General features: G+C 66.5%; 17 protein-coding genes. All 17 read right to left on the reverse strand.

Going from position 1 to position 21,104, the window contains the following annotated elements; genetic code table 11:
- Positions 1–47 precede the first annotated feature (47 nt).
- On the reverse strand, positions 48–1,316 hold the full coding sequence (locus tag ABJF88_15250) for a glycosyltransferase family 4 protein (GenBank protein ID MEP0548292.1): 1,269 nt from the start codon (positions 1,314–1,316) through the stop codon (positions 48–50).
- A 51-nt stretch (positions 1,317–1,367) separates the two neighbouring features.
- Entirely contained in the window at positions 1,368–2,543 is a 1,176-nt protein-coding gene (gene wecB / locus ABJF88_15255; protein MEP0548293.1) for a UDP-N-acetylglucosamine 2-epimerase (non-hydrolyzing), read from the reverse strand.
- Positions 2,544–2,642: 99 nt separating this feature from the next.
- A complete protein-coding gene (locus tag ABJF88_15260) occupies positions 2,643–3,719 on the reverse strand; it encodes a glycosyltransferase family 4 protein (GenBank protein ID MEP0548294.1) in 1,077 nt (358 codons plus the stop codon).
- Between the two features lie 35 nt (positions 3,720–3,754).
- The gene (locus ABJF88_15265) at positions 3,755–4,927 is read right to left on the reverse strand and encodes a glycosyltransferase family 4 protein (GenBank protein ID MEP0548295.1); all 1,173 of its coding nucleotides are present in this window, start codon (positions 4,925–4,927) and stop codon (positions 3,755–3,757) included.
- Positions 4,928–6,001 carry a glycosyltransferase family 2 protein gene (locus ABJF88_15270; protein ID MEP0548296.1) on the reverse strand — a complete coding sequence of 358 codons (1,074 nt, stop codon included), beginning with the start codon at positions 5,999–6,001 and terminating at the stop codon, positions 4,928–4,930.
- Between the two features lie 18 nt (positions 6,002–6,019).
- On the reverse strand, positions 6,020–6,985 hold the full coding sequence (locus ABJF88_15275) for a glycosyltransferase family 2 protein (GenBank protein ID MEP0548297.1): 966 nt from the start codon (positions 6,983–6,985) through the stop codon (positions 6,020–6,022).
- 4 nt (positions 6,986–6,989) lie between these two features.
- Positions 6,990–8,312 (reverse strand): glycosyltransferase family 4 protein, encoded by a 1,323-nt coding sequence (locus tag ABJF88_15280; protein MEP0548298.1) that lies wholly within the window; start codon positions 8,310–8,312, stop codon positions 6,990–6,992.
- Positions 8,313–8,340: 28 nt separating this feature from the next.
- A complete protein-coding gene (locus ABJF88_15285; protein ID MEP0548299.1) occupies positions 8,341–9,306 on the reverse strand; it encodes a hypothetical protein in 966 nt (321 codons plus the stop codon).
- The gene (locus tag ABJF88_15290) at positions 9,303–10,262 is read right to left on the reverse strand and encodes a glycosyltransferase (GenBank protein MEP0548300.1); all 960 of its coding nucleotides are present in this window, start codon (positions 10,260–10,262) and stop codon (positions 9,303–9,305) included. Before ABJF88_15290 ends, ABJF88_15285 begins: the two co-directional genes overlap by 4 nt.
- A 36-nt stretch (positions 10,263–10,298) precedes the next feature.
- Positions 10,299–10,988, reverse strand: a complete 690-nt coding sequence (locus ABJF88_15295; GenBank protein MEP0548301.1) for a hypothetical protein — start codon at positions 10,986–10,988, stop codon at positions 10,299–10,301.
- Positions 10,989–11,704: 716 nt separating this feature from the next.
- Positions 11,705–12,952, reverse strand: coding sequence for a polysaccharide pyruvyl transferase family protein (locus ABJF88_15300; GenBank protein ID MEP0548302.1), 1,248 nt, complete (start codon positions 12,950–12,952; stop codon positions 11,705–11,707).
- Positions 12,953–12,960: 8 nt separating this feature from the next.
- Complete coding sequence (locus tag ABJF88_15305) at positions 12,961–14,463, reverse strand: Coenzyme F420 hydrogenase/dehydrogenase, beta subunit C-terminal domain (GenBank protein ID MEP0548303.1); 1,503 nt, start codon at positions 14,461–14,463, stop codon at positions 12,961–12,963.
- A 22-nt stretch (positions 14,464–14,485) separates the two neighbouring features.
- On the reverse strand, positions 14,486–15,781 hold the full coding sequence (locus ABJF88_15310; GenBank protein ID MEP0548304.1) for an ABC transporter ATP-binding protein: 1,296 nt from the start codon (positions 15,779–15,781) through the stop codon (positions 14,486–14,488).
- Positions 15,782–15,812: 31 nt separating this feature from the next.
- Positions 15,813–16,730 carry an ABC transporter permease gene (locus ABJF88_15315; protein ID MEP0548305.1) on the reverse strand — a complete coding sequence of 306 codons (918 nt, stop codon included), beginning with the start codon at positions 16,728–16,730 and terminating at the stop codon, positions 15,813–15,815.
- 52 nt (positions 16,731–16,782) lie between these two features.
- Positions 16,783–17,940: a glycosyltransferase family 4 protein gene (locus ABJF88_15320; protein MEP0548306.1), complete on the reverse strand. Its 1,158-nt coding sequence runs from the start codon at positions 17,938–17,940 to the stop codon at positions 16,783–16,785.
- Positions 17,937–19,796, reverse strand: coding sequence for an asparagine synthase (glutamine-hydrolyzing) (gene asnB, locus ABJF88_15325; protein MEP0548307.1), 1,860 nt, complete (start codon positions 19,794–19,796; stop codon positions 17,937–17,939). Before asnB ends, ABJF88_15320 begins: the two co-directional genes overlap by 4 nt.
- Before the next feature lie 225 nt (positions 19,797–20,021).
- Positions 20,022–21,059 carry a replication initiation protein gene (locus ABJF88_15330; protein MEP0548308.1) on the reverse strand — a complete coding sequence of 346 codons (1,038 nt, stop codon included), beginning with the start codon at positions 21,057–21,059 and terminating at the stop codon, positions 20,022–20,024.
- Between the last annotated feature and the right edge of the window lie 45 nt (positions 21,060–21,104).

Raw genomic sequence — 21,104 nt, forward strand, 5'->3', positions numbered from 1 at the left:
CGCGTTCACAGGCGGGAAATGGGGGGATATGATGAGGACGCGCCGCATCAAGTATCGTAACCGTCTACCACCTGCTCGTGTCCCGTAGTGCAGCCACTCACGATCCGATCGAACACGGCCGAGTAATCACGCTGCCACGTTACCTCCGCCGCGGCCGCACGCGCGTTGCTTTGGAACGCCTCGCACCGTGCGCGGTCATGTGCGAGCATGTCGATGCAGCGTGCCAAACCACCCGGATCTGACGGCGGGTAGAGAAGCCCGACGTCGTACTCGTCAAGCGTCTCGGCGAGTCCGGGGAGATCAGGCGCTAACACGGCCAGCCCAGCGTGCATGTACTCAAACACCTTATTCGAGGAGGTTAACAACTGATTCTCATCGGCACCTTGCTCTGCGCTGACCCCAACATCGTATGCCCGGATGGAAGCTACGATCTCTTCCGGGTGCGCCGGCGGTTTGAAGTAGACGCGTGCGCCGACACCCGCTTCTGCCGCGACTTCTTGAATCAGCGCCCGCTGCTCGTCACTCACTCTGCCTTGGAGGTACAGTTCTGCGTCGGACTCACAACGGCGGAGGGCGTCAAGGATGACGTCCACGCCGCGACCGCGGTAGTTGATCTGAAAACCGTGCCACACGAGGCGCAAAGGGCGACGCTCGCGACGCCCTTTGGAATCTCCCTCCGTCTCCGAGACCGCGTTCGCGGGCGGCGCCTCCGACGGAGCGTTCCGTACCCGGAGCGCGGGTGAGGAGAGGCCGTGAACCTCATCCAGACGCCCGGCCATCACATCCGTAGTCCCGATCACGACGTCGGCCTCCCCAATACAGCGGCGCTCGGCCTCGCGGACCCACGCCATCGCCCACGCCGAGCGGGCCTGACCGGTGAAGAACTCCTGCGAGTCGTAAACAAGGACTGCGCCGTGCGCTCGCTTAAGCTCGGCCGCGAGGGGAAGTGTATCGACGAGGTTGGAGACGATCACGTCGTAGCGCTCGCCCGACGTGTCGAGCCCGATGAGCCCCTTGTTGAGCGCGTGGGGAAAGCTCCACCCAAAGGCCCACCCTCGCTTCCACAGGCGTTGCGCGGCGAGGTGCCGCAGCGACGCCCAGGCCCACTGTGCCCAGGCTTGCGAGTCACGCTTGCTGATGTTGTACTCCTTGAACCGCCATGCGCGCGACGCCTTGAACGACTCGTAGAGGGCCAGATCAGCGATCCCGAACACCGGGTTGAACACCGTCACTTCCGCACCGCGCCCGGTGAAGTAGTCACCGGCCTTCAGCAGACGGGGGTTGTAACAGACCTCACTGGGCGAGAGGAGGAGCACGCGGAGCGGCATTGGGGGCGGGTTCATGAATGGCGGCGTGATGTGACGGGGTCAGCTCCCTTCTGCCGCGGCCACGACATGCCCGCTCTCGGACCGCATGGCGCGCCACTCGGTCGCTCTGAGGGCCTGTACGATGCGCTCGGCGGCGTGCCCATCGCCATAGGGGTTCGCACGTTGCGCCATTTCGTTGTAGGCCGCTGCGTCGTCGAGGAGATGTTCGGCTTCCCGCACGATCACCGTCTCGTCCGTCCCGACGAGGCGGGCAGTTCCCGCCTCCAAAGCCTCTGGACGCTCCGTTGTGTCACGCATGACAAGGACGGGCTTGCCGAGCGAAGGCGCCTCCTCCTGAATGCCGCCAGAATCTGAGAGCACGAGGTCTGCTTGGGTCAGAAGGTATACAAAGCGAAGGTAGTCCTGCGGCTCGACGAGATGGACGTTCGGTGCGTCGCTCAGCAGGGATTCTACGGGGCCGCGGACGCGGGGGTTGAGGTGGACGGGAAACACGATCTGCACGTCGCGCCGCCGGCTCAAGCGGAGGAGCGCACGGCAGATCCCGCGAAGTCCATCGCCGAAGTTCTCCCGGCGGTGGCTCGTTACCAGTAGCGTCCGTAGCGATGGATCGAGGAACGGGAAAGCTCCGGCGACCTCGGCCCGGAGGCCCGTGTCGCGCGCGAGATGGTCCTTCACCATCATGAGGGCGTCGATCACCGTGTTCCCTGTCACGAAGATCCGCTCTTCCGGAACGCCCTCCCGCAGGAGGTTGCCGCGGGACCACGTCGTTGGCGGGAAGTGGAGGTCCGCGACGACGCTCACGAAACGGCGGTTCGCTTCCTCCGGCCACGGCGAACGAAGGTCGTGCGTGCGGAGGCCGGCTTCGATGTGGCCGACGGGGATGTTCTCGTAAAACGCCGCTAGTCCCGTTGCCATCGTCGTGGTAGTATCGCCCTGAACCAAGACAAGGTCGGGCTTTTCCGCCTCCAAAATACGCTTCATGCTTATCAGAACACCCGCTGTGAGAGAGGTCAGGGTCTGACCCGGAGTCATGAGGTCGAGATCGTGCCGAGGCACGATCTCGAAGAGTTCGAGCACTTGGTCGAGCATCTCACGGTGTTGGGCAGTCACACATGGAACCACCTCATATTCCGATCGAGCAAGCGCAGCGATGACAGGAGCCATCTTAATCGCTTCGGGCCGGGTGCCAAACACGACGAGAACTTTCCTTTTCATAGCTTGAGGGCGAGTTACGCATGAGACTCTGCGGGGCCGATCTACCCACGTTCGGGTTCGCCAGTGGAGTGATTCGGACTCCTTGCGCGGACAGCGAGGTCAGGGAGAGGATTGAGAGGCGATATGGCGGCGATACAGGCTCTCGTAGGCGTCGACGATGGCGCGGTCACTGAACATACGCTCGCAGCGGTCACGGCTGGCACGGCGGTCGAGATCGGGCACGCGACCGACGGCCTCGGCCATCTCCCCCGCCGTGTCGCAGACGAAGCCCGTCACGCCGTGCTCAACGACCTCAGGCACGGACCCGCGCCGGAACCCGACGACGGGCGTCCCGCACGCGAGCGCCTCGGCCATTACGATGCCGAACGGCTCCTCCCACTCGATCGGCATAAGAAACGCAACAGCACGGCCCATCATCTCATTTTTCTGCACGTCGTCTACGGGTCCGACGTAGCGGACCTGCTCGCCGTCGAGATGGGGCGCGACCTGCTCATCGAAGTAGCGGCGGTGCTCGTCGGTCTCGGGCACGTTCCCCGCGATCACGAGCGGGCGGCCCGTCGCACGCGCCACCGCAATCGCCGTGTGCGTGCCCTTGATCTGCTCGATCCGCCCGAGGAAAACGAGCGGGGCGTCGGGTCCGACCTCCGGCTGGAAATCGTAGTCGGCGAGGCGGACGCCGTTGTAGACCGTGTCCCACTTCCCGATGTGGCTCACGTCGCGGCGGCAGTTCGTGCTGCATGCCGTGAACGAGAGGGAGTCGCCGGCGAGGCGCACGGCGCGCTCGATATTCTGCGGCGTGATCTCGCGCTGGTAGCTCTGGATCTTGGGGATGGAGGACGGGAAGAGCGGGAGCATTCCGGCGAGCCGCCCGAAGCTGTGGACGAGGTCGAAGTCCCCCTTCCGCCGGGCGAGGCCGGTCATCACCTGGAGCAGCTCCCGCGTGCGAACGACGCGGCCGTGGTGCGGCTCAACCCCGTACGGGACGAGCTCGGCGGGCACGTCCGATTCGGGGTGCGCCCAGAGCGTCACCTCGTGCCCGCGTGCGGCGAGGCCTTCGACAAGGAAGTCGAGGACGCGCTCGATCCCACCGTAGAGCTTCGGCGGGACGGGGATGTACGGGTCCGCCACGAGGGCGATGCGGAGGGGGCGGTCCGGCGATGCGGAGGGGGAAGGCACGAGCAGGTGGGGGTAGTCGAAATAGAGAACGGTCGTTAGATCGGGGAGCGAGCGGGCGCGTCTACGTCCGCCAGGAGCGCTTCGATCCGTATTCGGGCAACGGTCGCGCTCGCCTCGGCCCGCACCCACGCGCGCGCCGCTGCGCCCCGCGTCCGTGCCTCTCCCACATTGGCCGCGATCTCGGCGAACGCAGCAGCTACGGACGCGGCGCTCTGGGGCTCGGCGAGCCAGCCGCGCTCCCCCCGGCCTATGATTTCGGCCCCGTCCCCCACCCGCGTTCCAACCACGGGCTTCGCCATCGCCATGGCGTCGATGAGCTTCGTCGGCACCTGGCTCTCGGCAAACGCCACCGGCTGCTGCACGACGGGCACTGCGTCGACGGCTGCGAGGAGCGCCGGCATCTCGGCGAACGGCACCCGCCCGATCTGCCGGCACCGATCTCCGAGCCGCTGCTGGACCCGGTCGAACTCGGGCGTGCGCGGCGACCCAGCCAGGATGAGGTCCCACCCCGCGCACTCCGGCCGCAGGAGCGCTTCGGCGACGACATCGAGTCCTTTGTGCGCGCGTGCGACGCCCGCGAAGAGCGCGAGGGGTCGGTCCGCGGGGAGGTCAAACCGGCGCCGGAGCGCCGCGACATCGGCGAACTCCGGTCGGGTAGGGTCGAAGGCCACAAGGTCGGCGGGGTGACGGAGCAGCGTCCCACCGTAGCGGTGTTGCAGCTTCCGGCTCACGACCGTCGTGCCGTCGGCGAGCCATGTGAGGGGGTGGAGGGCGCGGGTGTACTTCACCGCCGTACCGTGCCGCCAGCCCCCGAGCACATCGCGGCGGAGCTTCTCGGCCCACGTCGTGCCCATCGTCCCCCACTCATCGTCGTCCACGTCGAGGAGGAGCGGACGGCGACGAGGGACGCGGGACGCATAGAGGGCGGGGCCGAAACTGCTCAGCACCGGTTTGAAGGCGTACATCACATCGCCCGTCGCCCGGACGGCGAGCTGACGCGACGATGCGAGAAGGGTGGTCACGTTGGGCGATGTGCGGATCGCCCGATACTCAAAGAGATCTGCATAGGGGCCGTAGACCTCATCATCGGCGAGGAAGAGACCGAGGATCTCGACCTCGTGGCGCTCACGGAGAGCAAGGGCAACTGGGACGACACGTGCAAGCGCATTACGTGAGAGATCGGCGACGAAGAGGCTGAAGCGTGCCATCTATACCTCGGCCCCACGATCACCCCCGCCAGTTCCCATGTGGCGCTCTAGGTTTTTTCCGAGTTGACGGTAGCTGGTCGCAGTGCCCCATCGTTTGACAGTCTGCACGCTCTCTTCGATGCCGCTTAGGCGGTAGGCTCGCTGTAGCCTCACGGCTGCCTTCCAACCCAAGAGATCCCTCACGGGCTGGAACGGACGGCTAACCTCCACACGACGGCTGCCGCCACCGAGCGCGGCGACCCGATCCTCAGCCTCCTCGATGAGCGTCGGCACCTGGGGGTAGGCTAAGAAGAGGAACACCTGCCAGTAGCACGCTGCAGCGTGCCGCGTGCGTTCGCTGTCTTCAACGGCCAGCAGGCGCTCCGTGCTGAGCCGCACAACCTCGAATAGCGAGTGCAGCGCCCGGTCGTCTTTGCGCCCACTGAGGCTCTCGTTACCCGAGCGATAGTACCACCGCGAGTCTTCACAGAAAACAATCCGCTCGCTCGCAAGGACAGCGCGCGTGAAGTACTCCATGTCGTTGTTCAGCGTCAGATCTTCGTGCCACGGCCCGATGGCGTCCACCACCGAACGGGGGTAAAGCCACGCGCCCGGAGGCATTGTCCCCCGACCTTCCCAATCGTCGAGCAGCCACTCGATCGGTACGTCGTAATCCTGCCAGTCAGCCCCCGCGACGACCCGGACGTTGGCGATGTCGTTGTCGAAGAACCGCGCCCACCACGACGTGGCGATCGTGCCTGGCGGCTCCGACAGCAGCCGCCGCACTTGAGCCTCTATCTTGCCAGGCTCCATCACGTCGTCGGCGTCGAAGAACTGGATAAAGTCGCCCTGCGCCTCTTCGAGGGCGCGGTTGAGCGCGGCCGTCTGCCCCCGGTTCTCCGGTTGCGCAACGACCGTCACCCCACACGACTTGTACCTCCGGGCTACATCGAGCGTCGCATCCGCTGATCCGTCCTCTACCACAATCACCTCGATACGTGGCCATGTCTGGGCCAGAGCAGATTCTACTGCCTCTGCCAGATACCGCTCGGCGTTGTAGGCGGGGATGAGAACGGAAACGAGGGGACTGGACACAGTTCGACAGGCGAAGTTCTACTGAGCAGGATTGCTAGCGCGAAGGTGGGGGCGGAGCGTGCGAATGAGGCGCTCGCGGAGGCGGAGAGCCGTAGGACCATGAAGCGTAGCGAGGGCACGGAAAGCGGGGCTCCCAGCCTCAGGAGTGCGTCCGCCGAGGTCGTGAGCAGCATGGGCGGCGCGGACGGCAGACTCCCACGCTTCGTACTGCGCGGCGAACGCCCCGGCCTTCCAGAACTTCTGTGCGAGATCTGCGGCATAAGGGGCAAGCATACCACGCGAGCGGAGCACGTCGGTGGTCTTCTCTAGCACGCAGACCTGCGCGCGGGCACACCGCTGCTGGTTCGCGCCAGACATGCTCCCACTGTAGCGGTAGTTGAGGCACGTCAGCGCGGGCTCGTAGTCGAACCGCAGACCAGCGAGGGCAAGGCGGTGGTGGAAGGCGACGTCCTCGTTGTAGAGCACGTTCGGGTCGAGGTCGAAGCCCCCGGCGTCGAGGAACGCGGGGCGCCGGTAGACGCCGAAGTTGGGGACCTCGTGCCGGACGACAAAGCCGACCGGGTCACGCCGCAAAAGGGCAGCATCATACGACGACTCGCTGAGGTGCTCATCCGTCGCGTGATCACGGTACTCGAAATGGAGGAGGAGTACGTCCGGTGCGTCGGCACGTTCGAGATGAGGCCGGACGCGCTCGACAAGATCGAGCGTAATGTCGTCGTCGGCGTCATGGAAGTGGATCCACTCACATGCCGTCGCTTCGGCGAGACGGTTCTTCCCGGCCGAGCAACCCCGATTCACGTCACCCTGAATGACGCGCGCGCCGTACGCCTCGGCGACAGCGGCCGTGTCGTCCGCCGAGCAGTCGTCGTAGACGATGACCTCGTCGAACCGCACCGTCTGCTCGGCCGCCGACGTGAGGAGGCGAGGCAAATACTCAGAGGCGTTGTACGCCGGGATGCATAGGGCGAGTGTAGGAGGAGGCATGAGGTCAGCGTCCAGGCACAAGTTTGTCACGGAGACGGCGGCCAGCATAGCGCAGGAGACCGCTGAGCGGCTGCTGGTCGAGGAAAGCGAGCGGGCGCGGCGCGGCGCCTGCTGGATGCGCCGCCTCTGCCGCCCACGGGTTAAGAGCAAACGGCGCGCCCGTTTCGATGGCCTCCTGATACGCGGCGACTTTGTCTGCGGCCACGCGCTCTGGGACGAGCGTCTCGCCGACGAGCCGCTGCGCGGCCGCTCCCATGACCGCTTTCGCTTCGATCGAGAGCGCCTGGACTGCCTCGAGCTTCGCCGCGAGCGCTTCGGCATCGCCTACGGGAAAGGTAAACCCAGTGACGCCGTCCTCGACCAGATCGGCCGCCCCGGCCCCCATCGAACAGATCACGACGGCCCCACTCCGCATGGCCTCAACGGCCGTAAGGTTGAACACGTCCCACAGCGAGGGCACGACGACGAACCCAGCCTCGGCCTGCAGCTCGGCGACGCGCGCCGGCGGCACTTGACCCACCTTCGCCACCGTCCGGCCCCACACGTCGGGGTACGTCGCGGCGAGGTAGGCGTCCATCGAGCCGCCGCTCTCACCCAATATGGTATCCCGCCCGATCCAATCGATCTCCGGGGCGGCATTCCCCATTCGCCGCAGCGCCTCGCAGAGCACGGTCGGCCCCTTCCACCGTTGGATCCGGCCAACGACGAGCCCGCGCTCCGTACGCTCGCGGGGCTCTGACGGCCAGAGCGGAAGCGGGGGCGCGAGATACGTCACGGGCCGCCCCGTCGCAGCTTCCCACTCGGCGAGGTTGACGGAGCTGTGCGTGTGGACGCCGGCGGCCGCCCGCATCACTTCCGCTTCAAGGAGGCGGGTGACGTGGCCCTGCAATGCCGCGCCGGGCGAGGGGTCGCGGAAGTCGATCTGCCCTGTACTCCCGTGGAGCTGCACGATGGCCGGGGCGGCAGGCTCGACCACCCAGGGCACGAAGAGCAAGCCCCAGTCCACGACCTCGACGGCATCGTAGCCCGCCCCCCCCTCCTTCTGCTCATGCATCGCCCACGCCGCCGCGAGGTAGCGCTGCAGTTCGGGGAGCGCCTCGTACGCGCCGAACCGAGCAATGTACCGCCGGAACCGCTCGCCTTCCAGGAACGACACGCGGACGCCGTCGCGCTCGTACGGCGCCTCGTCGGCCGTGAACGCGCTGCCGACGAGGACATCCACCTCGTGGCCCTGCTGCACGAGCGCGGGCAGGAGCGCCTCGTAGAACGTGACGATCCCGCCGCCGTGGTGCGGCGGGTACTCTGGTAGGACGTAGAGGAGGCGCATACGGTAACGGACCGTTCAGATCAGCAGCTCAAGCAGCAGAGGCTGACGCGAGAAATGCGTCTAGTTGCTCGTTCAAGACGGAAGCACTGCGTCGGGACCTCATGGCGTCGCGGTAGGCCCGCGCGCGGGCCTCAATCTCGTCGGCTGGTGTTTGGATCGCGCGACGGGTAGACCGCTCCAGACGGAACACGTTGTCGAAGTCGAGTTGGACGAACGCTTCGGTGGCATCGGCTGGGAATCCGCGAGGGAGTACACCAATAGGGACACACCCCGCGGCGGCACACTCGCCATACTTCAAGAACTCCAGCCGGCACCGCGACGGCGAGACGAACATGAACGCGTACCGGGCGAGGTGTTCGATGTACCTCGCACCGATCTGCTCGTGTTTCTGCTCCTCGCCGATGTCCGGGTAACCCGGATGCTCTAGCACGTCCACATGTCGCCCCAGTGGCGGCCACCACGTCGCGATACGGTCGAACTGATAGCGGAAGGGGTAGACAGTGCGGAGCTGGTTGCCGGAGAAGATCACCTGTTGCTTCCGGCCGCCGCCGGCGGGCTGCTCGACATCGGCGGGGTAGGCGTAGGGGACGACCACGAGCCGGTCGCCCCCGCTCGCCCGGTCGAGGTCGGCGACGACCTCGGCCGGGACGTAGGGCGAGAGAAAGTAGACGTTCGGGCGACGGGCCACGGCGAAGAGCATCCGGTAGTACCAGTGGTCCCGGCACCACTCGTAGTACGGGTCGATGGCCTTCAGTACGAAGGGCATCTCGGGGTTCGCCTCAATGGACGCCGTCAGAATCTCGCACTCGCGCTCGCTCAGCCGGTTGTCCACGACCGTCCACCCCTCCGAACAAAGGATCTCGAACTCAGAGCCGAAGGCCTCATCGAAACTAAGCACCGGCCAGCCCATACGCTCGGCATAGACCGGACCGGCGGCCGGGCTGATGGACTGGCTGTAGTCCAGATCTGAGGAGATCACGTACTGCTTCTTCATGCTGACTCCTTACTGTCCACCAACTCGAGCAAACGAGAGTCTACAGTGTTAGGGTCGGCACTGCTCTTACGGTAGCCCTGCCACGCCCCTACCCAGTAGCTCAGTGCTAGGAACGCCTGCCACCAGCCCGCTCGGTCAAGGAGTAGGGTGCGCTTCGCGGTGCTGAGCCCGCACCTGACGAGGTGGCCCCGCATCTCGTCCAGTGCCTTGGGGTCTCCGCTTGCGTATGCCGTCTGCCCGTGCTGGGTGCCACCCCGATACTTCCGGCGGATCAGCCACCGTAAAGTGCTCCGCTCCTCCGGGACGTAGTGCCAGACGAGCGCGTCCGGCACGTCCACCTGACGAACGCCACGGGCTAGCAAGCGCTCCTGCATCTCGGCCTCTTGGCCCGTCGCACCCGTCGGCGAGCCTGGGCCGAAGTCCGCGTTAAATCCGCCGACAGCGCGGACGTCTTGGGCAAACGCTGCCCAGTTGCAGCCGAGGTAGAGGTGCCACTCACGCTCTTTCTCATGGAGATCCATGCCGCGGGCACTCAGTGGAAGCAGACGGCGCACCCAGTCAGGCGGTTCGCGCTCGTAGTCCACGCCCATCGACCCGCCGTAGTAGTGACCAACGCTAGTTTTATTAGCCGCCGCAGCGTAGGCCTCCAGCACACCCGCCTCAAACCGTACGTCGTCATCGAAGAACACGGAGAGCCCCTCCCCCACTGTCGACAGCGCCTCGTTCAGTGCGTGGCTCTTGTTCGCCCACTCCACATGGAGGTATCGGAGCCTCAAGCAGGGGTGTGCTTCGGCCGCCTCTGCCACGACGGCCTCCGCCCCGGCCTGACTCCCATTCTCTACAACTACGACCTCGGCGAAGCCCGCGGGAAGACGGCACGCCCCGAGCGAGGCGAGCGTCCGTCCCAGCAGCGTTGGGCGGCCGTGAGTAGGAATAAGAACTGTGACAACAGTCATGTAACTACGGTAAACGTGATACTTCTAGGAAACGGATCAGTTGACAAGGACTGTCCCCCTCTCCATCGAAGGCATCTCTCTGAACTTCGGATAGTGGTCCAGGGCGCACCGATCCACTGCCCCTATAACACAGGGCAATGGAATGCGGAGGATCCAAGCGACTGTGAACCGGTGGACCCCAGCCTCCCCGAATATGAGCTCTCCACCCGGTCCGATGTTCATTAGGACTCCCCCCTCTTCCCGAAGCGCGGTCGGATCGATCTCCCCACGTGTTTTCAGGCGCCCCGTTCGTTTCGCCTCCTCGAACATCTCATCCAAGCGGCGGTAGCGCGCCACTACGTCTTCGCGGGTGAAGCAGCCCTCCGCGCCGTTCGGCCTCTGCGGCGCCACTCGCAACATGTACTGGTAGTTGCTAAGCTCCTCCCACGGAACACCATCGATCCAGTGAGCCTTGAGTTTTATTATGTTACCAGATTCAGCGACATTCCTCGTGATCGAGTCCCAGTCTACGTCGTTGACTACCCGTCCACTGTGATGCAGTCCTAATTTGCTACCGACCTCCCACTGCACGAAACGGGTGCACTCTCTCGGGTTCACATAAATCAGCTCTAGATGTCTCGGGGCATCTATCCCATACCGGATGATATTGGAAAGATCACGCTTCCAGTAAACCAGTTGGCGTTTTGTTTTGCGTAGGAATGAGAGCTTCTTGGTATCGACAGACATAGTGTGGTAGGAGCGTCTGTGGTTCGTGAAAGTCACCTTTGAAACAAACGGCGTTGCTCACCGAGGTAGAGCCATGCTTTTTCTGGCAGCGTCCGCACCATAGCCTCCACTGCCAACCGCCCTATTGGCTGGTTGAGCGAAGGACTGAGCGAATCTGGTTAGCCATGCCGGACCATCGCCGTCGTATATAGTGCTGCTCGCTTGCTCATGACTAAGTGCAAGCATGGCGTCTACAACATCACGCCAGTGACGCGGGAAGAAAGATGGAGTCCCACAGCGAGAACCAAGGTTCCGCGGCAAGACCCAGCACCTGACTCGCTCTCCGAGGAAGGGTAGGCCCGGCATTCGCACACGGTCGGACGAGGCTAGCCCATCCAGCCACGTCTGGGCCGCCTTCGTGGCGGCGGCAGTACGATGAGCACTGATGTGCTTCGTCGCCTCCTCCTTGATGAGGAGCCACCACCCCCTGCGAGCCACCTCAACAGGAGCGGCCCTAACCGGCTCATCAAGGCGGTGGAGGAACCTCCCGCCAAGGCTGACGGCCCGGTCCATGAGCACCCTGAGACCTTTCCTGTCAGCCATCACGGGCAAACTGGAATGAGACGCGAGATGCCGGCTGGCCGCCCGGCTAGTGTTCAAATCTGGCACCTCTACGGGCTCCGGTGCTAGCAGGTACTGCCCTACCCGGTCGGCGCACTCCTCCTTCCTTGCGACCATCACGAACCTCGTGAGCTAGAGGAATGAAAGAGAGCAGCAACCCGCTCAAAGGCCAACGCCGAGCGTGCTTTCACATCAAGCAGCCGCTCATTGATCTCTGTCCGATAGGCTGCCCGGGCATCCCACACCTCCAAGACCGCTTGCACGAGCGCGTCCGGCGTAAGCGCGTCGTGATCGAAGACCAGGCGCTCCATCCCAAACTCACCGAGCAGCTCGGGATACTTATGCGCCCAGCCAATAGCTACGGAGGGGACGCCGCTCGACAGCGCCGCGATGAGCGCGTGGAACCGGGAGCCGAGCATGAGGTCGCACGCCCCGATCATCGCCTTGAGGTCCTCGGCCGTCCGGTCCGTCGTGACGGCGACAACGTCCGGGTCAGCCAGCATGTCGGCGAGGAGCCCGCACAGGTAGCGGTCGTCCGGGCGTTTCTCGCCACGAGGCAGAATCTCGTGGGGGACGATGAGCAGTTGGGCACCCCGCGCCCGAAGCTCTCGGCCCACGCGGACGAGCGCGGCGCAGTAGTGGTTCGCCTCCCCCTCCCCATCGGTCCGCTCGTAGACCCGCATGTTGGGCGAGATCGCGGCGATCGGGCGCTCCGAGTCCAGCCCTAGGTCAACGATCAACTCAGTCCCATTGGGGGCCGGCTGAAACAAGAACGCGATGTCGGGCGCCTGCTCGACGTTCGCCGTGCTGTCGAGGATGGCTTCGAGGTGCTCGCGCGAGGTCGTATCACGGGCGTAGACCAGATCGGCGCTCGTGCACGCGCGCCGCGTGAGCTTCTGGACCATGGGGCCCTCGAATGGTCCCCACGCCTGGGGCAGAAACACGAACGGTTTGCCCCGACGGGCGAACAACTCGCTGAGGTGGACGAGTTGTTCCGCGGCCTGCTCGCCGCGCTGGTCCGAGAAGAGGAACCCGCTCACGTCTACGGCAGCGTCCACGAAATCCGTCAGCGCGTCGATGTAGCTGAGCCGCCCCCGCTCGCGGAACCAGTAACGCGGCCCTTCCGGCGTGCGGAGCGCGTGGGTGGCGAGTGCTTGAACCTGCTTGAGACGCCCCCCCATCGCAACCGGGGCGAGCGGCACGCCGGCCTCTACGACGCCGTCGGCATGCCACTGCCGAGCACGGTGATCGCCGATGTAGAACGAGGCGCCCGGGATGCGGCGCGACAGCTCCGCCTGCACCGTGCGGAGCATGGCCTCCCCACCCTTGTTGATGACGCTGCTTCCGAGAATGAGGATGCGCATAGGTCCGGCTATTGGCTGGAACGGGATACGGGCTGCTGCGAGGTAGACGGAACGAACGGTAGCCGCCGTACACGCCGGGCCACTCCGCCGCGAGCACGCCGACCGAACCGAAGCAATTGCCTCAACGGTCGCACGAAGCGGGGCCAGTACGCATCACCATTCCGATGATCACGGGTAATGCGCTCTATTCGCCGCTGGAAGTAGGCGAAGGACCCCCTGCGTCGTGCCTCCCGGTATGCCCCCGGCCCCTCTTCAGCGAGGTCGAGCCGCAATAGAAACTTACGCTTGCCCTCTAGGCTCAGGTGATCAGCCCTTGCGGCTACCCGTTTGGTGGGCCGCCAGTCTCCCGCCTCATCTTTGAGCTGGAGGCGGTACGCCAGTCCGTCCCTCCGGTGGCGGAACCCCCCGGCTTGCGACTGCACCACCGCCTCGGTGTCGAGGACGTCGAGCGCAAGACGCCCTTCGGCCCGCGCCTCATCGATGAGGTCTTGGACCTCCCGCCGCCGTACGATCAACACGTTCGTCCCCTGGCCGTCCTCGACGTACTCCGGCAGCCACGCGTCTCCCACAACGACGTCCGCCGTTTCGGCTACGACATCGTCGCAGTAGTCACACGCGTTGTACTTGAACAGGCCTAGGGAGTAGTCCGTCCCGAAGTATTTCTGCACGATGTCCCCCGTCCGGACCTCGCGCGCGTCCTGGATCCGGGTGAACTCCATCCCCTTCTGCTTGGCTGTGGCGCCCGGGTACTTCTTGCGGAAGTCCACCCCGCGCAATGCCCCCGGCTCGATGCCATCCTGCCACGCGAGCATCTCCGCGTAGAAGGTGCTCTTGAGGTGCCCGCAGACGAGCCCGATTGCGAAGCCGAGCCGCTCTGCCAGCACGGAATCACGGGCGGCCAGCAGGCGGAGCGCTTTGATGAAGCACGGGACCCCCACGACGGCGTAACACCCTTCGTGCTCCTTCATCTCGCGCACCACCTCCGAGAGCTCCACCGGGTAGTAGACGGAGCGAGAGGCATGCTTCGTCGCCTCCAGGTCTCTCGTGACGGCGTAGCGATAGAGGACGCCGTCACTGTTGGAGGGGGGCTGTGCAACTACTTGAACGACGGCGTCTACGAGCCCCTTCCGCATCAGCTCGTAGCCGATCCATTTCCCGAGTCCCCCGGAGCTGCCGTGGTCTCGAAACTCGCCTTCCTGAACGAACCCTGCGTAGCAGCTGAGGTGGTAGCCGAGCTTATCGTGCCACGTCGCGTACGAGCCGAAAAGCCGCTGCGCGATAGCTGTTTCGTTGGAGGCCTGATCGGAGAATGGACACACCCGCTGCAATCCGCTGGCCTGCGCAGGGCCGGTCACTGCCGGCTCGTACTGCCCACTCTCATTGAGGCCCATCGCCAAGCCGCTGCCCTCTACGGCCGCGCAGGCCCCACAGCCTACACAGTATCCCCCGGCCACCACCGTATCCAGCAGGTGCTTCCGCTCCTGCTCGCCATTCGCCGCCGTCTTACTCATAAGAAGATCCGTCCCTGCTGCGCTAGTCATTCGCGTGTGCAAGCTCCCGTTCCCGCCACCGATAGTCTAAGAGAACACTTCCGCTCTTAGCGCTGGGTGTTTTACCAACCCCGTAGAAGTCCCCGCCTTCCACGTAGAAGCGCGAGGCAGCCTCAATCCAATCTGCTTTTTGACGGTTCCGCCATATGGAGGTGTTAAGCGAGTAATCCCCAGAAGGCAAGGGGAGGCGGGGGATCTCGCACACGATCAGCCCCCTCCCAGGGCGGAGCGCGTCGTTCACCGTAGCGGGGTCGAAGGCCGTGCTTAGGTACGCGACGTTGCGGCTCATGTGGTCGTAGAGGCCGAGGTGGACGTCGCACTTCCCCGTCTCTTCCAGCATCTCGTAGTCGAGGCAGATCCGCACCGTCTCTCCCGAGGCGAAGGTGGTCCGCCGCTCGCCGTTCTCGCCCTCGAACCACAGCCCCAGCAGGCGCACGCTCCCGTCGCCCTCCCGGTCCGTCCGGTCAGCCACCTCGACGTCGGCGTAGGCGTCCATCTGGCTGAGGTAGACGCCGATGGCCTCATCGACGCCGCCGTCGAAGGTGACCCGCCCGCCGTCAAGCACGACGCCGCGCTCGCACAGCGCCTCGATCATGTTCATGTGGTGACTCACGAAGATCACCGTCCGCCCCTCTCCCGCCACGTCGTCCATCTTCCCGAGGCACTTCTTCTGGAAGGCCACGTCGCCGACCGCAAGCACCTCGTCCACGAGCAGGATCTCCGGCTCCAGGTGCGCCGCCACCGAGAACGCCAGCCGCACCTTCATCCCCGAGGAGTACCGCTTCACCGGCGTGTCGATGAACTTCTCGATCTCGGAGAACGCGACGATCTCGTCGAACTTCCGGTCCACCTCCGCCTTCTTCATCCCGAGGATGGTCCCGTTGAGGTAGGCGTTCTCGCGGCCGGTGAGGTCGGGGTGGAAGCCGGTGCCGACTTCGAGGAGGGAGGCCACGCGGCCGTAGATGTCGATGCTCCCCGTCGTAGGCTCGGTGATCCGGCTGAGCACCTTGAGCAGCGTGCTCTTGCCCGCGCCGTTGCGCCCGATGAGCCCGACGACCTCGCCGTGCTTCACGTCGAACGAGATGTCGCGGAGGGCCCAGAGCACGTCGGCCTCATCGGCCTCGCCGAAGACGCTCAGCTTGCGGAGGTCTCGGAAGCTCTTCAGCGGCGCCTTCAGCACGCCTAAGGCGGCGCCGGCTAGGGTCTCGGAGCGCTCCTCCAGCATCCCGATGCGGTAGCGCTTGCCGATGCCGTCGATACGAATGGCCAGGTTGCTCATAGCAGCGTGCTCATAGCAGGGTACAGAGTGATCAGGCGACGTCGGCGAAGGTCCGCTCCATGCGGCGGAAGAGGAGGCTCCCCGTGATCACGAGGAAAGCCGCGACGCCGGCACCGATGGCGATGAGGTCCCACGGCATCGGGACGGTCCCGAGCAGCGAGGCCCGGAAGCCCTCGATCACGCCGGCCATGGGATAGAGCCCGTAGACGAGGCGGAGCGTCTCGCCCCAGACGGGGAACTTCTCCACGATGAGGGACACGGGCCAGACGACGGGCGCGGCGTACATCAGCAGCTGCATCGCGAAGGTCATCGCCTGGTTCACGTCCCGGTACTGCACCGAGAGCGACGAGAGCCAGAGCCCCGCGCCGAAAGCCGTCGCCACCATGATGAGGATGAGGAGCGGGAGGAAGACCACGTTCAGCGTCGGCGCCACGCCGTAGTACACCATGAGCCCGGCGAGGACGACGGAGGCGATGGCGAAATCGACGAGCCCGGTGATCACGGGGGCCAGCGGGATGATCAGGCGCGGGAAGTAGACCTTCGTGAAGATGCCCTTCTGCGCCGTGAGGCTGTTCGTGGCCCCGCCGAGCGCGCCCGAGAAGTACGTCCACGGCAGCAGCGCCGCGTACGAGAAGAGGGCGTACGGCGCGCCGTCGGAGGGCACCGCCGCGAGGTTACCGAAGATGACGGTGAAGACGACCATGCTGAACACCGGGCGGATCACCGCCCACGCGTAGCCGAGCACGGTCTGCTTGTAGCGGGCCGACACGTCGCGGAGGACGAACTGGGTGAGGAGGTCGCGGTAGGCGACGAGCTCACGCCAGTTCACGAGCCGCCACCCCTTCGGCGGCTCGATCCGGATGAAGGGCTCGCCCTGCGCCTGATCGTCCCGACCGGGGGGTCGGGGCTGGACGGCTAGCGGCGAGGGCTGGGTTGCTTGGGCTTCCATACGGTAGAAATGGGCGGCGACACCGGGGACGGCGTCACCATACAGGGTATCGTTATGCGGATTCCGCGACGGGCTCGCAGATCGTTTCGGACCGGGGGTCGGCGGTAGGAACAAACACGTGGTCCACCACCTCGTGCCATCGCTCGCGGAACCGATCGAACGAAAAGTAAGCCAGCCCCTCGGGGGCCCCGTCGTGCTCGGTCGCTAAAGCTCGAAGGATTCCGCGCCGGACGGAGGCCGCGTCGTCGGGGTCGACGACCTCGCCGAGGGCGCCGTCGCGGACGGCCTCGCGGCTGGCGTCGTGGCTGCTCGCCACCACAGGCACACCGCATGCCAGCGCCTCCAGGTACACGATACCGAACCCCTCCCCCCTCCCCGGCATGACGAAGGCGTCGGCTAAACGGTAGTGGTCGGCTTTCTCCTCCTCAGGGATGTAGCCGGCGAACACGACGCGGTCACCCACGCCGAGCTCGACGGCCTTCCGTTCCAGACGCGGCCGGTCGCCGCCGTCGCCGCATACGAGGTAGGCGAGGTCGGGGTGGGCCGGCGCGAGGGCGGCCACGGCCTCGAGCGTTTCGTCGAAGCCCTTGTAGCGCTCGGCAGGGTCCATCCGCCCGAGGGTGAGCAGCACCCGCTTCCCCGCCAGCCCGTAGCGGGCGAGGAGGTCCGGCCGCTTCGAACCGGGGCCGAACCCGGAGGCATCGATGCAGTTCGGCACGACGAACCCCTTCCGCTCGTCGACCCCGGTCCACGCCGCGAAGCGCCGCTTCGAGACGTCGCTGACGGCGATGAAGGCGTCGAGGCGCCGGAAGGCCCGCCTCGTGAGGCGCAGCGCTACGCCCTGCTGCGTCGGCCCCCACGCCTCGATGCCGTGGATGACGAGGAGGAGCGGCACCCGCTTCCACAACGCCGCGAGCACGGCGAGGGGCAGAAGGTAGACATGCCCACACACGACGCCGTCGAAGTGCCCGCCTCTCAGGAGCGTCCGCCCGACGGCGCGCACGTATCCGACCTTGCCGCCGGCGGCCTCGTGGTGGTAGGTCAGCCCCCCCGGCATCAGCCGCGTCACGGGCTCCGGCATCACGCGGGGCAGCGCCACTACCTCCGTCGTCGCCGGGTGGCTGCAGAGGGCCGCGAGAAGGTCGCGGTTGAACTTCGCGATCCCGCCGCGCCCGCCGAAGGCATCGGTCACGAGCGTGAGCAGCCTCATGGCGCCCCCGTGTGTCGGGTCCCCGTGGGGCGACCCCCCGTGTATCGGGCGTGGACCTCGCGCGCCCACCCACGCAGTCCGCGGTCGGACGACGAGACGAGCCCCTCTTCGAGCATCCACCGCCGGACGGGCGTCGTGAACCCCGTCTTCGGCCGGTTGAGCACGGCGTCGGGGAGCCCACGCGCCGGCGTCTCGGCCATGCTGTGCTTGCCGAGCGTCGGGTCGGCGGCGAGGAGCGGGGCGACGTCGTGGAGCAGCTTCCAGTCGACGAGCGGCGTGCGGACCTCGAGCGAGTGGGCCATGCTCGCCCAGTCGGTGTCGCGGAGGAGCTGGTTGCGCATGTACCACGTCGATTCGAGCGCGGAGATCTTCAGCCGGTCCCGCTCGATCCCGCGCGTCGTGGCTTCGAGCCGCGCCCGCGTGTCGAGCGTGCGCCACCCCTCGCGCACGAGATCCGGGTCGAGGAGGCCGGGCAGCTCCCACGGCATGAAGAGGCTGCGGCGGAGGATGTACGCGCCGGCGACGTCGTTGCCGTACTCGAGCAGGCCCGCGTACTTCGGCGACGTGAACCGGCCGAGCACCGGAGCCGCGACGGCGCGGACGCCCGGCCCGATCCGCCCCGCGAGCGGGACGCGGCCGACGAGCCCGACGAGCCGCGGGATCTCGGTGAAGCTGGGGTAGCCGCCGAAGAGCTCGTCGCCGCCGAGACCGGAGAGCGCGACCTTCAGCCCGGCCTGCGCGGCCGCCCGGCTCACGAAGTAGCTGTTGACCCCGTCGAGCGTCGGCTGGTCCATCGCCGCGAGGAAGTCGTCGAAGGAGGCGTGGAAGTCGGCGCGGTCGATCCACACCGTGTCGTGCTGCGCGCCGTAGTGGGCCGCGACGGCCTCGGCGAGAGGGACCTCGTCGTCGGCCGTGCCCCGGTACTCCTCAAACCCGAGCGTGACGGTGCGGAGCCGCCCGCCGACCTCGGCCGCGAGCGCGGCGAGCGTCGTCGAGTCCCGGCCTGAGGAGAGGAACACGCCCACGTCGACGTCGGCGACGAGGTGGTGCCTCACGCTGTCGAGGAGCGCCGCGCGCAGTTCGTCGGGGGCGTGGCCCCGGAAAGCATCGGCGTCCGTCTCCGCGGCGCTGAGCGCGTCAGATACGGAAGCGAAGCACCGCTCCCGCTTCTCCCCCGATCGGTCGACCCACAGCGAGTGGCCGGGCGGGAGCGCGCGGATGCCGCGGTAGAGCGTGTGCGGCTCCGGGACGTGGCCCCACAGGAAGAACCCGACGTGGCCCGCCGGGTCCGGCCCGGTGTCGATCCCGCCCCCGGCGAGGAGGGCCTTGACCTGCGACGCCGCCCAGAGCGTCCGCCCGTCGTCGGCGACGTAGAGCGGCTTGATGCCGTAGGGGTCGCGGGCGAGGAAGAGCCCGCCGCGCTCGGCGTCCCAGAGCGCGAAGGCGAACATCCCGCGCAGCTCGCCGAGCATCTCCTCGCCACGCTCGGCCCAGAGGTGGAGGAGCACTTCCGTGTCCGAGTGCGAGCGGAACTGGTGCCCGGCCTTCTCGAGCCGGTCGCGGATCGCCTGGTAGTTGTAGATCTCGCCGTTGAACGCGATCACGTGCGCGCCGGAGCCTGCGCTAGAACCCGCGCTGGATACTCCCCCACCGGACACCATCGGCTGCGCGCCGTCCGCGGAGAGGTCGATGATGGAGAGCCGGCGGTGGCCCAGCCCGGCGCGGCCGTCGGGAGCGAACCACGTCCCCTCGCCGTCGGGGCCACGCCTGCTCATCTGGTCGCACGTCCGCCCTAGCGCGGCTCGGTCCACGCCGGACCCGTCGTTGTAGGCAAACGCCGCTGCTATCCCGCACATAGGGTCTTTTCTCTCACGCCGTCGGTGAATCCCGAGCCGCTCGGGGCTGGTCCCCCCGTCTGCGCTCAGGGCTCGGGGGACGAGTTGATGAACGGAGTGTAGGGCAAATATTCGGCCAGCGTGCGCGAAGGTCTGAACAAGCTCGGCGCCTGCCCCCTCCCCTTTCCCGCTCGCCCGCCGCTATCCCGCGCTGGTTCACTCGGGTGCGCTGGAGCGTGAGCGGCGCTAGCTCTCCGCCATGGCCTCGCGCCACAGCGCCATCATCTCGGCGCGGAGGCTCGCCTGGGCCGCTACGCCTGCGGGGTTCTTCCGGACGATCTGCCGGACGAACGGGTCGAGCCGCTCGGTCGCACGCCGTTCGAGGTCCGCCTGCTCCTCACCCGACCGCTCGGCGAGCCACGCCTGGAACGCCGACCGCTCGGGGTCCCGCTGGGGGTCCGGCTTCGACGCCGGACGTGGGGTCGCGGGGCGCGCGCTCGTGGGATCGACGGGCAGCTCGAGCGCCTGCTGCGCGGGGTCGCGCGCGGCGTCCCCCTTGCGCCGCGTCCGGCGCGCCGGCGCCTGCTCCCGCGATTCGTGCTCGTCCTTCCGGCGGATGTAGAGCTTCACCGCCGTCGGCGTACGACCGTCGCGGACGATGTCGTACGTGACCTCGAGGTCGGTGAACTTCCGGATCTCGCGGCGGGCCTGCTCGAGCACGCGGCGGCGGAAGTCGTAGAACCGGGGGTACTTGTCCTCGACGGCGAGCATCGTCCGCAGCGCGTCGAGCTCGATCGTGCGGTGCCCGACGTCGGCGTACTGCTGGGCGAGCTCGTAGATCCGGATGGAGTACGGGCTCTGGAAGCGCATGACGTGCTCGAGCATGTAGCGGGTGAATCGCCGCTTGAGCTGGAGCAGGAACGGTCGCATGTCCTGGTTGAACCGGGCGATGATGTAGCCCGGGGCCGGCTCGACGTACGAGAGGAGGTTGTACCCCCGCCACCGCCCGCTCTCGGCCATGACGTAGATCTTCTGGTTGAGGAGGACGTGGGCCGCCTCCGCCGCCCGCTCGTAGTACGCGTTCCCCGTCACGTGGCCCTGGTCGAGGAGGTCCCCGATGTAGACCGTCTGGTTCCCGAAGTCGTCGGCGTCGAGGTCGAGTTGGGCGATCATGAGCAGGATCATCCGCTGCTGGAGCACGGTCCAGTCATACTTCGCGTTGATCAGGTCGTTGGATTTCACGACCCAGTCGCGGCGCAGCGGCACGTCCTGGAGGGGTTGCATGAGCGGTCTCGAACGACAGATTGAGGAACGCGGCGCTGACGTGCC

The sequence above is a fragment of the Rhodothermales bacterium genome (assembly GCA_039944855.1).
GTDB lineage: Bacteria > Bacteroidota > Rhodothermia > Rhodothermales > JANQRZ01 > JBBSMX01.